Below are 13,712 nucleotides of genomic sequence, written 5' to 3'. Positions count from 1 at the left end.
CCGGCATACCGTGGCCTCATGACTGACACCACCCGCGTCGTGCTGGCGCAGCGCCCGCACGGCGAACCCACGGACAGCGACCTGGTCGTCGAGCAGGCGACCCTGCCGGACCCCCAGCCCGGGCAGGCGCTCCTGCAGACGCTCTATCTCTCGCTCGACCCATATATGCGCGGACGGATGAGCGACGCGAAGTCCTATGCCCCGCCCGTCGAGATCGGCGGCACGATGGTCGGCGCGACCGTGTCCCGCGTGATCGATTGTCCCGCAGGCGAATTCGCGCCTGGCGACATCGTGCTCGGGTATGGCGGGTGGCAGACCTACTCGGTCGAGCCGACGTCCTATCTGCGTCGCCTGGACCCGGAGCAGGCGCCGGTGACCACCGCCCTCGGGGTGCTGGGGATGCCGGGCATGACGGCATACGCCGGTCTGCTGGAGATCGGCCGCCCGCAGGCAGGGGAGACCGTCGTGGTCGCGGCTGCGACCGGGCCGGTCGGGTCGGCGGTCGGTCAGATCGCTCGAGCCAAGGGCGCCCGCGCGGTGGGCATCGCCGGCGGCCCGGAGAAGGTGGCCTATCTGCGCGAGTTGGGTTTCGACGCGGCGGTCGACCACCGGGCGCCGGACTTCGTCGAGCAGCTCGCAGCGGCTACGCCCGACGGCATCGACGTCTACTTCGAGAATGTCGGCGGCGCGGTCTTCGACGCGGTCTTCCCGCGGATGAACACCTTCGGGCGAATCCCGGTGTGCGGCTTGGTGTCCGGCTATAACGCGACGGAGTTGCCGGACGGTCCGGACCGCGTCGGCTGGCTGATGAGCCAGGTGCTGCGCAAGAGCTTGACCGTGCGCGGCTTTATCCAGAGCGAGTTCGCCGACCGGCTGGCCGATGACTTCCAGCAGGACATGAGCGGCTGGATCGCCGACGGCACGGTCAAATACCGCGAGGACATCGTCGACGGTTTCGACAACGTGCGCGACGCCTTCCGCGGCCTGCTCAAGGGCGGCAACTTCGGCAAGCTCGTCGTCAAGATCGCCGACTGACCGTCAGCGGCTGGCTGACGCGGTGCGGCTCAGCCGCGTCGGCCGGCGCGCGATCGAGACGAGAAGGCCGCAGCGCCGCCGCCGGATCGACCGGATGCCGCCGGCCGCTGGGTGGAGGCGCCGGAGCGGTTGTTCGCCCGCGGAGCGTTGTCCGAGCGCGGAGCCGCATTCGACCGCGAGCCGCTGCCAGAGCGGCGGCCGGACTGGCGGCCCCGTCCGGAGCGGCCACCGGTGGACCGCTGCTGCCCATTGCCCGAAGTCGCCGCACCGGGGGTGGCGAACGCACCGGGGAACGCGCGCTCGCCGGGCGCGAGCTCGGTCAGCAGCGGGTGGGCGGCGTCGACCTTGGTGGTGACCGGCTTGACGCCCGCCTTGCGGGTCAGGTCGCGCACCTCGCGGGTCTGCGCGTCGGTCATCAAGGTGACCACGGTGCCGGAGTTGCCGGCCCGGGCGGTGCGACCGGAGCGGTGCAGATAGGCCTTGTGCTCGACCGGCGGGTCGGCGTGAATCACCAGGCCCACGTCGTCGACGTGGATGCCGCGGGCTGCGATGTCGGTGGCGACCAGGGTCGGCGCGGCGCCGCTGTGGAAGGCGTCCATGGTGCGGATGCGGGCGTTCTGGCTGAGGTTGCCGTGCAACTCCACCGCGGGGACGCCGTGCGCGTTGAGTTGCCGGGCGAGCTTCTTGGCCCGGTGCTTGGTGCGGGTGAAGACGACCTTGCGGCCCGGAGCGGCGGCGAGGTCGACGAGCACCGGCAGATGCGCGTCCTGGGTCACTTGCAGCACGTGGTGGCTCATGGTGCCGACCGGCGACTGGGCCGAGTCGGCCTCGTGGGTCACCGGCGCGGTGAGGAAACGCTTGACGAGGGTGTTGATGCCGGCGTCCAGGGTGGCCGAGAAGAGCATCCGCTGGCCGTCGCGAGGCGTGCGGTCGAGGATGCGCTTGACTGCGGGCAGGAAGCCGAGGTCGGCCATGTGGTCGGCCTCGTCGAGCACGGTGATCTCGATGGCGTCCAGCGACAGATGTCCCTGGGCGATGAGGTCTTCCAGGCGACCGGGGCAGGCGACCACGATGTCGACACCGCGGGCGAGGGCACGCACCTGCGGGTTCTGACCCACGCCACCGAAGATGGTGGTCGAGGTCAGACCCAGCGGCGCCGCGAGCGGCGTGAGGGCTTCGTTGATCTGGGTGGCGAGCTCGCGGGTCGGGGCCAGGATGAGCCCGCGCGGGCGCTTCGGCGCCGAGCGCTTGCTCTTGCCCGCCAAGCGGGTCAGCGCAGGCAGCACGAAGGCGTAGGTCTTGCCCGACCCGGTGCGGCCGCGGCCGAGCACGTCTCGGCCGGCGAGGCTGTCCGGCAGCGTCGCGGCTTGGATCGGTGTCGGCTCGGTGATGCCTCGGTCGGCAAGGACGGCCACGAGGGCGTCGGGGACGCCGAGTGAAGCGAAAGTGGTGGGGTGGGTGTCATGGGACACGCGAAAAACTCCAGACGGTTGAGTGCGGCATCCTGCCGGCGCGCTGGGGGCCGACGATGCTCGTCGGCAATGGAAGCCAGCTTCTCCTCGGTTGCGGCCCATCGGCATCGGCAACGTGCAAGGAGCGGATCCGAGGCAGAACGGCGCGGATCTCTGAGTTCACCCTAGTGCCTCGGCCACAGTTGTCCGAATCGCGGTCGGCGCGAGTGGGCCGTTCAACGCCGGGATTCGTCATTACGATCAGACGATGATGCCTCTCGTCGACTCGGGACTGCGCCTTGGTGCTGCGGTTGCGGGTCGGTCCTTGTCGGTGCTGATCAATCAGCTCTACGGGCGGGGTCGGCCCCGTCCCCTGCACCCGGTGGGGGTGACTCGCGACGCCACCTGGCTGGTGCATTCCGACCCTGAAACACCGGTCGGCGTTCCGATCATCGATGACGCAGGCTCGCGGCCGTGCGTGCTGCGGCACAGTCGCGCGATCGGGCTGCCCGCGGGTGCCCCGGACATCGAAGGCCTCGCGGTGCATCTCCCTGGCCCTGGTGGCGGCGATCTGTTGTTTGCCGGCACGGGCGACAGCCCGTTGGGTCGGCACGTCTTGGTGCCGCGCGTGGCAGAGGGCTCGTGCTCGACGCTGATCCCGATGCGCACGACCACCGGGCCGATCCTGCTGCGCATGACACCAGCTACGACACTGGTGGCCGGGTCGCGTCGGTGACGGACCCGACCGGCACGGTGACTTACGCCTATGACGGGACCGACGCGGCCGGGAAGACCGATCGGCGTGGGCTGGTCACCACCCTCACCGTCACCCGTGCCGGGTCCGGGGGCGCGCTGACCTACCAGGGTGCGTATGACGAGGCGGGGACGCTGGTGCGCCAGGATCTGCCCGGTCAGGTCACCGCCACCGTCACCACGAATGAGTTGAAGCAGCCGGTCGGGCAGGCGTATGCCGGGCAGATCACCCCGGTCACCGCGACCACCGACCCGAACACCGGTGAAGTGACCTGGACCCCGGGCACCCCGACCACCGGCACCTGGCTGGCGTGGAGCATCGACCGGGACGGGCTGGGCCGGATCGCCCGCGAATACACCGGCGCGGGTGCCGGGTTCGACGGCGACCCCGGCATCCCCGCCGACGGGGACACCTCCCACATGACTGTGGGCAACGGGTCCGCGTTCGACCGGGCTTACACCTACGACCCGGCGGGCCCGTTGACCAAGGTCACTGACCGGACCGCGACCGCGGGCAGCGGCCCGCTGGAGCCGTCCGACCCGGCCGCCCCGAGTGCGCCGTGTCAGGTGCGCACCTACGGGTTCACCACCAATGGGGCCCGGTCCACCTTGAAGGTCGACACGCACGCTGATGGTGACTGCGCGTCCACCACCGGGGTCACCAGCACCAGCATCGGGTACAGCTACGACAGCGCGGACCGGTTCACCGCCGCCGCCAGCATCAACGGCACCACCGCTGGGGCCTATGTCTATGACGCGCTGGGACGGCAGACGATCATCCCGGGCAGTGACGCCCCCGGTGGTGGGTCGGCGGGGAACATCACGTTGACGTACTACGCGGACGACCTGCCCGCCTCCGTCAGCCAAGCCGGGGTGGCCACCAGTTTCACCCTGGACAGTGCCGGGCGCCGGGCCACGCAAAGCACCACCGGGGGCCCGAACGGTGGCACCAGCATTGACCGGCATTACGGGGACGACTCGGACAACCCCGCCTGGGAAACCACCACCCCCGCCACCGGGGCGGCCTCGACCACCCGGTTCACCCCGGACATCAGCGGGGACCTCGGGGCGATGATCACCGACACCGGGGAGGTCACGATCGCGTTGGCCGACCCGCACGGGGACAACGTCACCGCGATCAGCATCCCCGCGGCCACCACCAGTGGCACGGCATGTGTCGGGATCACCGGGTGGAACAGCTACACCGAATACGGGCAACCCACCGCGGGCACAAGCACCGACCCGACCGTGACCGGGCCGCTGGGGTACGGGTGGCTCGGCTCCAACGAACGCGCCACCGGACCCGACACCGCCGGCCTCACGTTGATGGGTGTCCGCTACTACAACCCTGCCACCGGCACCTTCACCGGCCCAGACCCCATCCCCGGCGGTAACGACACCAGCTACGGCTACCCCAACGACCCCACCAACAAGGACGATGTTTCGGGCTTGTCCTGGGCGATTGAACGCATGGGGGGCGCCTATGGAGGATTCGCGGGAGCACGCGCAGGTAGGCCAAGTATCTCGGTAAACGGTCGAATCATAACCGGGGTGTCAGGAATCGCTCTCGCCAATCTACTAAAAAGGATCCCGCGACCGGGTGGGCCGAAGCGGTTCAAGCGATATCAAGTCTACGAGATCCAGTACCAAGAAAGGGTTCCAGGGGGGCGTTACCGTTACCTCACGTGGAAGTATGGCATTACCGGTGCTGGAGCGGAAGAGGCCCAGGCTGCAATTGAACATTTGTTCATCTTCTACCGGAGGGCGCCCTTGCCGCTATCTCTGGCGGGCCAATGCTCAGTCTTATTACCATGCCCGGTCAGTCGAGTACGGCTACATTTATGGCTATGCACGCAGGTATGGGCATTGCCCGCCCGGGCAATTCAAATCTTGCAAGTAGGTGTGCGCAGTTGGTGAGATTCATTGGTTTAGAGATCTGGCCCGATGCACCTCTCTCGGCGCCGATGTACCAGGGGCGGAAGGTCCGCCAGTTCGCGATTGACGGGATGCTGTCTGCAGCAAACCTGACCATATGGGGGCGGCAACTGCAGCTCACATGTAGGAGACGGGGCTCCAGTCGGCTAATTGTCAATCAACAGTCAAGCTCGGCCATGAAGGATTGGGATCCGAGGGAATCTCAGACGATGGCGCCGGATGGTAGTGTCGGCACGCTGTATGCCCCGGTTGACTACGAGGCACAGAGCGTGAGTAGTCGGAATTCGTTCTACGCCAGAGCGTGGTTCCGTGCTCTCGGCTTGATAGGTGCCGACTGCGATGAGGCTGATTTTCCTGCCAACCTTCTTGGTCCAGTGGAAGTCAATATTCCTCTTAAGGGACTTGGCAAGCGGTACTCAGATATTAGCGCAACGGGGTTCCTCGAGACTGATGGAAATGCAGGAGTAGCATTCTATCGCAGAGCACCTGACGGCCAGCAGAAACTGTTGCGGAGGCTGGACGAGTTGCAGCCAACAGTCACCACCTGGCTTAGCCTGGGTCGAGATTTGCGGGTCACCTCAGGCGTCGTTCAGATCGAGGCCCCCTACGAGGATCCCGTTGTTCTCTTTCGCGTGTGACCTTCGGCGACCCTCGGAATTTACAGGCGCGCTCGGTGTCCCTGGAGGAGGCGGCGACCTCTGGCGGGTGGTGGCCTTGGGGTCTGTCCGGCGAACGGTGTAACTGGCCTGACACGCCGACCGTGGTGGTTGGTGAGGAAGGTCTGTGATGACCGAAACACTGGCGGGCGTGCCGCCTGAAGACGATCCTGGCCGTGATGTTCCCGACGAGGCCGTGGTGGCTGCCGAGGCAGCCGCTGCGGTGGAGGTGATGCTGCCGAGCGAGCGGGCGATGATCGCTCAGCTCGTGCGTGCTGCTCGGGCCAGGGGTGATGACCTGACCGGCCCGGACGGGTTGCTGAAACTGTTCACCAAGACGGTGCTGGAAACCGCCCTGGATGAAGAGATGAACGACCACCTGGGCTACGACAAGCACGCTGTGGCGGGTCGTGATGGCGGCAACTCCCGCAACGGAACCCGTACCAAGACCGTGCTGACCGATAACGTCGGCCCGATCACGATCGAGGTGCCACGCGACCGCGACGCCTCGGGGACTGCTGCACGGATAGGTGACAGGTTGGGTCACGCAGCCTGAGTGGCTGGCGTGGTCATGATGGTCCCGAGCTCCACAGGGATCAATCGTCCGAGCGCGGCATGTCTGCGGCGCCGGTGGTAGGTCTTCTCGATCCATGTCACGATCGCGATCCGCAGCTGTTCGCGGGTAGCCCAGGCGCGGCGGTCCAGGACGTTCTTTTGCAGCAGGCTGAAGAAGGATTCCATCGCGGCGTTGTCGCCGCAGGCACCGACGCGGCCCATCGATCCGACCATCTGGTGGCGGTTGATCGCGCGCACGAACTTCCGGCTGCGGAACTGGCTGCCCCGATCGCTGTGCACGATGCAGCCGACCACGTCCTCACCCGCAGCCAGCGGTAGTAGGGCTGGCGAGCGATCTTCAGTACCCGACACGTCACCGCGACCGGCACCCGCACAGGGGCATCGGCAGCGGCCAGCTCACGGACGAGCGGGTACATCATTTTCCCGGCAGGTTCGCCTGCGACAGGTACGCAGCCGCCCGGCGCAGGACCTCGTTCTCCTGCTCCAGCAGCCGCAGCCGCTTCTTCAACTCGCGGTTCTCGACACGATCGGCATCGGTCAGCCCAGGGGCGTTGCCGTCCTCGATATCGGCCTTCTTCATCCAGTTCGTCAGGCATGACTCAGAGATCCCGAAGTCCTTCGCGATCTGAGCCAGCGTGGTGTCCGCGTCACGATTCCGGGCAACCCGGACCACGTCCTCGCGGAACTCCTTGGGGTAGGGCTTGGGCACGAAGCACATCCTTCCAGTGGTGCTGCTCAGCACCACAGATCAGATGTCACCTATCCGGGCAGCAGTCCCATCGCCGCGTTCCCCGCCTTCCTGCACACCTACAATTACGACCGCGGCCACACCGCACTCAACAGCGCTTCACCCGCCGACCGCGTGCCCAACCTGGCGGGTCAGTACAGCTAGTCGCTACCGTGATCGGTGTGAGCTTCTTCGTCCAGCACTACGACCCATACGGGGGCAGGAACGGTGGCCCGCCAAAGGAAGTCAGACGCCTCCTCCAGGCGCGTGCGGCGATCATCACCGAACACTCGCGCCTGGACGACGGGTGGACCGTCTGGGCCGGTCGCCGCAACCGAAGGTTGCAGTTGGATGTGTTCCTCTCGGAGAAGCCGGCATCGAGCGGTCTGAAGCTCGACGGGGACTGGTGGTACGCCGACCTGAACCTCGGTGCTGACCACTTCTCGGAGCTTCCGGTCGGTCCGCAGGTCGGACTGCGGCTGGTCTCCACCATCGAGGCCGTCCTGGTGGCTTTATCGCACACCGTGGACGACCCACCTCCTACCGCGCTGAAGAGGACCAAGCGGGAGATCGAGTGGCTCGCAGCCGGCGGTGTAGACCCTGGGCCAGGGGCCGTGCCGCAGCTTCGAGTCCATCGCGCACGGTGTGCGATGTCAGTCGAGCGATTCTGGGGCCTCATTGCCGCGACCAGCGACAACGAGACCGGCGCCCTTCTCCTGTCGTCGGAGGAAGCCGACAAGTTCACCGCACGCATGCGACTACTGGTCGACGACCTCGATTCATCCGATCACATGACAGCCGCTGAGGTGGCGATGGGTTGGGTCAGCGACGACGTGTGGGAAAACGTCCGAGCATCCGTGGTCAGTCTCGGGAGGGACGCGTACGAGCAGGTGCGTACGACACCGGCGGCGCTCACCGAGCTGATCACAGCGACCGATGCGTTCGAGGGTGGCGAGAGCGATCGGGGCGAGGGTCTGCTCTACCTCCACGGAACCGACTGATGTCGGGCTCGGCCGTGCGGCGCAGACCCGTCGCATCCCTGCAACACCGGACTCGCGTTCCGAATCGATCGTTTCGAGCAGGCGGGAGACCCCCTGAGGACATGTCGACGAAGACTGTCTGATAACCCCTGCTCACTGACCTTCCTGCTCGAAACTTCTCATTTGCCGCCGGAACGGTGCAGGTGATGCCGCCACGCCCCCTCGCGAAATTTCGGGAGCATGAGGGGCATTGGGGGGATGACCTTCAAGACGACATGTTCGTCTTATTTCGGCCAGGCGATCTGCGCGAGGGGAAGACCGAGACGTCGGATGCGGGGAACACGCCGGTGTTGGCCTCTGAATGGGCGCAGTGCCGTTCTTGACAGCGATGCTGGCTCCGTTCAACGAGCTCGATGGCTTACCTGAAAGGCCATTGAATACGACGCCGGAGCTCGGCGGCGATACTCGGCATATCCGCGAGCCGGTGACGCTGACACGAGCCACCGCACGGGACGACGTGGCAGAGTGAGTCGCATGTCGTTCTTCGATCGCATCTTCGGCCGTTCTCAGGAACCTCGCGCCGACCGCAGCCCCGGACCAGCCATGGCGAAACCGGGCGCACCGCAACCGAGTTCGACGCCGGGCGATGCTGACCAGCGTGCGATCGAGCGCTACCAATACCTGCTGAGGACCGCTCCACCGGACAAGATCGAGCAAGCCCACCAGGAGGCCTTCTCCCAGCTCACCCCGCAGCAACGTCAACAGGTGCTGCAGGCCTTGAGCCAGGCCTCGCCAGCTGATCGACCGCAGAGCGACTCGGCGGCCGATCTGGCTCGCAGCGCGACCCGGGTCGAGATGCAGCGCCCGGGCAGCCTGACCCAGATTTTCGGCGGGCGCGGCATGGGCGTGGGCGGCGGGATGGGGATGGGCGGCATCGGCATGGGTATCGGCGGCATGCTGCTCGCTTCGGTGGCCGGCTCGTTCATCGGCACGGCTATCGCCCAGGAGATGTTCGACGACAACGACGGCGGCGATGTCAGCAGCGACACCGGTGACAACTCCGGCGACCAGCAGGACGACGCCACTCAAGACGCCGGGTCCGACATGTCGGCCAGCGACCAGTCCACCTTCGCGGACGACGGCTCGGCCGGATACGACAGCACGGGCTTCGACAGTGGCGGTTTCGACTCCGGCTTTGGCGGGGGCGATTTCGGCGGGGGAGACTTCTAGTTAGTCGGCGAGGAGGGCCGCGACGGTGCCGCCGAGGTCGTATGCCGCCTCGCGCGCCTGCTCGTCCACGTCACCGACAACGTCGAGCACGTCTCGCACCTGACGCCAGCCGAGCGCACCGGTGATCGACAGCACCGACCGGATCGCACCGGTGGTGTCGTAGCGGCCGTGCACGAACAGCCCGAACGGCCGGCCACTGGTCGCCCCGCCCGAGCTGGAGCCGCCCAAACCCGAGCCAGGCGAGCCGTCGTCGGACAGCGACCCGCCGACCCGCAGGAAGGTCGTGTCGAAGAAGTGCTTGAGCGCGCCGGACATATAGCCGAAGTTCGCCGAGGTGCCGAGGACATAACCATCGGCCGCGAGCACATCGTCGGCGGTGGCCTCCAGCGCCGGCCGGGCGACGACCTCGACCCCCTCGATCGCATCGTCACCGGCGCCGGCGAGCACCTGGTCGAGCAACGCGGTCAGTGACCGCGTCGGAGTGTGGTGCACCACCAGCAGGCGAGGCATCACACCGCCCCGAGCGCCGACCTCATCGGCAGTAGCTTGGCGTCGGACTCGGCCAGCTCGGCCTCCGGCTCCGAGCCCGCGACAATGCCGCAACCGGCGAAAAGCCTGATGCCACAAGGGTTTTCGGCGTCCAGCATGCCCGACCGCAAGGCAATGCCCCACTCGCCGTCGCCGTCGGTGTCGAGCCAGCCGACCGGCCCGGCATACCGCCCGCGATCCATGTGCTCGAGGTCCTCGATCACCTGCGCCGCGCGCATCGTGGGCGTGCCGCACACCGCCGCCGACGGGTGCAGCGCCGCGGCGAGCTCGAGCGAGGTCGCCTCGTCGCCGGCGACGCCGGCCACATCGGTCGCCAGGTGCATCACATTGGGCAGATGCAGCACAAACGGCGACTCCGGCACGTTCATCGACGAGCAGTGCGGCCGCAGCGCCTCGGCGACCGAGCGCACCGCATATTCGTGCTCCTCCAAGTCCTTCGAGGAGCGCGCCAGCCCCGCGGCGAGCGCCAGATCGTGCTCGTCGTCGCCCGTGCGCCGGATGGTGCCGGCCAGGATCCGCGAGGTCACCAGTCCCTTCTCGCGGCGCACGAGCAGCTCGGGAGTCGCCCCCAGCATGCCGTCCACGCTGAACGTCCAGGTGTTGTCGTATGCCGACGCCAGTCGCCCGAGTAGGTATCTCGGGTCGATCGGGTCGGCCCCGACGGCGTGCACATCGCGGGCCATGACGACCTTGTCGAGTTCGCCCGCACGGATCAGCTCCACGGAGCGACCCACCGCAGCCACCCACTCGGCGCGTGACAGCGAACCATCACGCATCGCCACCTCGCCCGGCGAGGCCGCCTCGGCAGGTGCGGGCAGCGAGACGGTGCGCGGCAGTCGGGCCGAGCCGGCGATCTGGGTCACCCAGGCGGTCCCGTCGCGCCGACCGACGATCGTCGAGGGCACGACCAGCGTGCTGGACTGGCCGGAGCGGCGGCTGAACGCGAAGGTGCCGAAGGCGACCAGGCCGGTGCCGGGCAGGTCCAGCTCACGGCGCACCACCGCGTGTGCGGCAACGCCCTGCCACCACGCGCTGGCCTCGGCGAACCGGTCCGGTCCGGTCGCGGTCAGCGTGGCCGCGCGACCCCACCCGACGACGCCTTCACCACGACGGATCCAGCACAACAGGTCATGAGGGGCGGCATCGGCGGGCAGCAACCGGGTGAGGTCACCGGGGTCGTCGATGCGAGTGGTGCGCGCGACCAGAGTGGGTGCGGCATCGAGGACGGGCAAGGTCACAGCCGATGAGCCTACGCCGCGGTAGCGCAGGTGCGGGCGGCACCCGGCATACGCGAGGATGAGGATCATGAACCGCGCCAGTCTCGACAAGCAGCCCCAGGACGTCGCCCGGATGTTCGACGACGTGGCGCCGCGCTACGACCTCACCAACGACATCATGTCCTTCGGGCAGGACCGCCGCTGGCGCACCGAGGTCCTGCGCGCGGTCGACCCCCAGCCGGGGCAGCGCGTGCTCGACATCGCCGCCGGCACCGGCACCTCCTCGCTGCCGTTCCGGGCCAAGGGCGCCCACGTCGTGCCCGCCGACTTCTCGCTCGGCATGCTGCGCCAGGGCAAGAAGCAGGCGAGCGGCCTGCCGTTCGTCGCGGCCGACGCGATGCGGCTGCCCTTCGCCGACGACAGCTTCGATGCGGTGACGATGTCCTTCGGGCTGCGCAATGTGGTGGACGCGCAAGGGGCGCTCGCGGAGTTCCTGCGGGTGACCAAGCCCGGCGGGCGCGTGGTGATCTGCGAGTTCTCGACCCCGACGCAGCCGCTCTTTCGCAAGATCTACTCCGAATACCTGATGACCGCGCTGCCCAAGGTCGCGGCCCGCACCGGCAGCAACGCGCCCTCCTATGTCTATCTGGCCGAGTCGATCGCTGCCTGGCCGGACCAGGCCGGTCTCGGTGCGGTCCTGCAGGACGCCGGCTGGTCGCAGGTCGAATGGCGCAATTTGACCGGCGGCATCGTCGCGCTGCACCGGGGAACCAAGGGTGTGGGTTAGGTGGGCCTTAGTAGGTCGTTCGGCGCGGCGGGGCATAGAGTGCCGCAGTTAGTGAACGCCTTCACAAGCAGGACGAGGGAGCACCGTGAGTCAGCCTGAAACCGCCGACGTCATCGTCGTCGGTGCCGGACCCGGAGGCTCGGCGACCGCGGCATACCTCGCGATGTCCGGACTCGACGTCCTGCTGCTGGAGAAGACCCACTTCCCGCGCGAGAAGGTCTGCGGTGATGGGCTCACCCCGCGCGCGGTCCGCGAACTGGTCACCCTCGGCGTCCCGACGCCCGAGGAGGACGGCTGGATTCGCAACAAGGGCCTGCGGATCATCGGCGGCGGCATGCGACTGCAACTGGACTGGCCGGAGAACGCGAGCTTCCCGCCCTACGGCCTGGTCCGCACCCGCCAGGACTTCGATGACATCCTTGCCCAGCACGCGGTCAAGCACGGCGCGCGGCTGCTGCAGGGCATGAATGTCGTCGCACCGATGCTCGACGGCGGCCGGATCGCCGGGGTCGAGGCCAAGGTGATGAATGCCGAGGGCCGCGCCACCGGCGAGACCCGCGAGTTCCGCGCCCCGCTGGTGGTCGCCGCGGATGGCAATTCCTCCCGGCTCTCGCTCGCGATGGGCCGGGAGAAGCGCGAGGACCGGCCGCTCGGCGTCGCGGTCCGCGCCTACTACACCAGCCCGCGCCACGACGACGACTACCTCGAGTCCTGGCTCGAGCTGTGGTCCACCGACCAGGACGGCAACAAGATCCTGCTGCCCGGTTATGGCTGGATCTTCGGTGTCGGCGACGGCACCAGCAATGTCGGCCTCGGCATCCTCAACACCTCCACGGCCTTCGGTCGCACCGACTACAAGGACGTCATGAAGCGCTGGGTCGCCACCATGCCGGCCGAGTGGACCTATTCCGATGAGACCATCACCGGCCCGATCCGCGGGGCTGCGCTGCCGATGGGCTTCAACCGCCAGCCGCACTATGCTGACGGGCTGCTGCTGGTCGGTGACGCGGGCGGCATGGTCAACCCGTTCAACGGCGAGGGCATCGCCTATGCGATGGAGTCCGGGCGGCTGGCCGCCGAGGTCATCGCCCAGGCCTTCGCCCGCGCCGACGACGAGGGCCGCGAACGGGTGCTGCGCTCCTACCCGGGCGTCATGAAGGACGCGCTCGGCGGTTACTACACGATGGGCCGCTGGTTCGCCCGGATGATCGGCAACCCCGAGGTCATGCGGCTCGCGGTGAAATACGGCCTGCCGCGCCAGACGATGATGCGCTTCCTGCTCAAGGTGATGGCCAACCTGGGCGACGAGCACGGCGGCAAGGCCGACGACCGGCTGCTCGCCATACTGTCGAAGGTGACGCCGGCGGCGTGATGAATACCATGTGTGCGCACGCTTCGGCGAGGAAGGAGTCGGCCCCCCGATGACCAACTACTCCTACGGTCCGCTGCTGTTCTTCGCAGCGATCGGTCTGGGTTTCGCGGCCTTCTCGGTCGTCGCCGGTGCGCTGGCCGGTCCGAAGCGCTACAACCGCGCCAAGGCCGACGCCTACGAGTGCGGCATCCAGCCCTCGCCGCACGCCGAGGGTGGCGGTCGCGTGCCGATCAAGTACTACCTGACGGCGATGCTGTTCATCGTCTTCGACATCGAGTCGGTCTTCCTCTATCCGTTCGCGGTTGCCTTCGACCGGATGGGACTGTTCGCGCTGATCGAGATGGTGCTGTTCATCCTGACCGTCTTCGTCGCCTACGCCTATGTATGGCGGCGCGGCGGCCTCGAGTGGGATTGATCGAGGCGATGACCTCCGCGAAGGATCAA

At 67.7% G+C, this 13,712-nt stretch carries 12 protein-coding genes and 3 pseudogenes; 11 read left to right on the top strand and 4 right to left on the bottom strand.

The genetic code is table 11. The features are described 5' to 3' along the window. Positions 1-18: 18 nt before the first annotated feature. Positions 19-1,035, top strand: coding sequence for an NADP-dependent oxidoreductase (locus G9U51_RS05730; RefSeq protein WP_166194519.1), 1,017 nt, complete (start codon positions 19-21; stop codon positions 1,033-1,035). Between the two features lie 29 nt (positions 1,036-1,064). On the opposite strand, the gene G9U51_RS05725 is transcribed toward G9U51_RS05730, so the two are convergent. Further along, the gene (locus G9U51_RS05725) at positions 1,065-2,507 is read right to left on the bottom strand and encodes a DEAD/DEAH box helicase (RefSeq protein ID WP_328823334.1); all 1,443 of its coding nucleotides are present in this window, start codon (positions 2,505-2,507) and stop codon (positions 1,065-1,067) included. Between the two features lie 304 nt (positions 2,508-2,811). Between G9U51_RS05725 and G9U51_RS05720 the strand changes: the two genes are divergently transcribed. The 4 genes and pseudogenes from G9U51_RS05720 to G9U51_RS05705 all read left to right on the top strand — a co-directional run. Then, positions 2,812-3,222, top strand: a complete 411-nt coding sequence (locus tag G9U51_RS05720) for a hypothetical protein (protein WP_166194513.1) — start codon at positions 2,812-2,814, stop codon at positions 3,220-3,222. Then, complete coding sequence (locus tag G9U51_RS05715; RefSeq protein WP_166194510.1) at positions 3,219-5,156, top strand: RHS repeat-associated core domain-containing protein; 1,938 nt, start codon at positions 3,219-3,221, stop codon at positions 5,154-5,156. Before G9U51_RS05720 ends, G9U51_RS05715 begins: the two co-directional genes overlap by 4 nt. Positions 5,157-5,350: 194 nt before the next feature. Beyond that, the gene (locus tag G9U51_RS05710) at positions 5,351-5,812 is read left to right on the top strand and encodes a hypothetical protein (RefSeq protein WP_166194507.1); all 462 of its coding nucleotides are present in this window, start codon (positions 5,351-5,353) and stop codon (positions 5,810-5,812) included. Between the two features lie 250 nt (positions 5,813-6,062). Next, positions 6,063-6,341: pseudogene (locus G9U51_RS05705) on the top strand (transposase); the annotation flags it as partial. A gap of 32 nt (positions 6,342-6,373) precedes the next feature. Here the strand turns inward: G9U51_RS05705 and G9U51_RS05700 are convergent. After that, positions 6,374-7,115, bottom strand: a pseudogene (locus G9U51_RS05700) (integrase core domain-containing protein). A gap of 78 nt (positions 7,116-7,193) precedes the next feature. On the opposite strand from G9U51_RS05700, the pseudogene G9U51_RS05695 reads away from it, so the two are divergent. The 3 genes and pseudogenes from G9U51_RS05695 to G9U51_RS05685 all read left to right on the top strand — a co-directional run. After that, a pseudogene (locus G9U51_RS05695) lies at positions 7,194-7,298 on the top strand (IS481 family transposase); the annotation flags it as partial. 17 nt (positions 7,299-7,315) lie between these two features. Then, a complete protein-coding gene (locus G9U51_RS17775; protein ID WP_166194504.1) occupies positions 7,316-8,134 on the top strand; it encodes a DUF4240 domain-containing protein in 819 nt (272 codons plus the stop codon). 513 nt (positions 8,135-8,647) lie between these two features. After that, complete coding sequence (locus G9U51_RS05685; RefSeq protein WP_166194501.1) at positions 8,648-9,343, top strand: hypothetical protein; 696 nt, start codon at positions 8,648-8,650, stop codon at positions 9,341-9,343. Here G9U51_RS05685 and G9U51_RS05680 read toward each other — a convergent pair whose 3' ends face one another. Further along, entirely contained in the window at positions 9,344-9,853 is a 510-nt protein-coding gene (locus tag G9U51_RS05680) for a flavodoxin family protein (RefSeq protein WP_166194498.1), read from the bottom strand. It abuts the gene before it with no gap. Next, the gene (locus G9U51_RS05675) at positions 9,853-11,130 is read right to left on the bottom strand and encodes an isochorismate synthase (protein ID WP_328823333.1); all 1,278 of its coding nucleotides are present in this window, start codon (positions 11,128-11,130) and stop codon (positions 9,853-9,855) included. The genes G9U51_RS05680 and G9U51_RS05675 overlap by 1 nt, the downstream gene beginning before the upstream one ends. Before the next feature lie 67 nt (positions 11,131-11,197). Here G9U51_RS05675 and G9U51_RS05670 point away from each other — a divergent pair, with 67 nt between their 5' ends. From G9U51_RS05670 to G9U51_RS05660, 3 genes are all read left to right on the top strand, one after another. Beyond that, entirely contained in the window at positions 11,198-11,896 is a 699-nt protein-coding gene (locus tag G9U51_RS05670) for a demethylmenaquinone methyltransferase (RefSeq protein ID WP_166194492.1), read from the top strand. Positions 11,897-11,981: 85 nt separating this feature from the next. Then, positions 11,982-13,268: a geranylgeranyl reductase family protein gene (locus tag G9U51_RS05665; RefSeq protein WP_166194489.1), complete on the top strand. Its 1,287-nt coding sequence runs from the start codon at positions 11,982-11,984 to the stop codon at positions 13,266-13,268. A 49-nt stretch (positions 13,269-13,317) separates the two neighbouring features. Continuing rightward, on the top strand, positions 13,318-13,683 hold the full coding sequence (locus tag G9U51_RS05660) for an NADH-quinone oxidoreductase subunit A (protein ID WP_166194486.1): 366 nt from the start codon (positions 13,318-13,320) through the stop codon (positions 13,681-13,683). Positions 13,684-13,712 lie beyond the last annotated feature (29 nt).

Origin of the sequence: Metallococcus carri (assembly GCF_011440275.1) — a bacterium.
In the GTDB taxonomy this organism is placed as follows: Bacteria; Actinomycetota; Actinomycetes; order Actinomycetales; family Dermatophilaceae; genus Metallococcus; species Metallococcus carri.
This window is presented reverse-complemented; position numbering and strand designations above follow the sequence as displayed.

Coding starts and splice junctions, on each gene's coding strand:
- G9U51_RS05730 (WP_166194519.1), top strand. CDS start 19: ATGACTGACACCACCCGCGTCGTGCTGGCGCAGCGCCCGCACGGCGAA.
- G9U51_RS05710 (WP_166194507.1), top strand. CDS start 5,351: ATGAAGGATTGGGATCCGAGGGAATCTCAGACGATGGCGCCGGATGGT.
- G9U51_RS05685 (WP_166194501.1), top strand. CDS start 8,648: ATGTCGTTCTTCGATCGCATCTTCGGCCGTTCTCAGGAACCTCGCGCC.
- G9U51_RS05680 (WP_166194498.1), bottom strand. CDS start 9,853: ATGCCTCGCCTGCTGGTGGTGCACCACACTCCGACGCGGTCACTGACC.
- G9U51_RS05670 (WP_166194492.1), top strand. CDS start 11,198: ATGAACCGCGCCAGTCTCGACAAGCAGCCCCAGGACGTCGCCCGGATG.
- G9U51_RS05660 (WP_166194486.1), top strand. CDS start 13,318: ATGACCAACTACTCCTACGGTCCGCTGCTGTTCTTCGCAGCGATCGGT.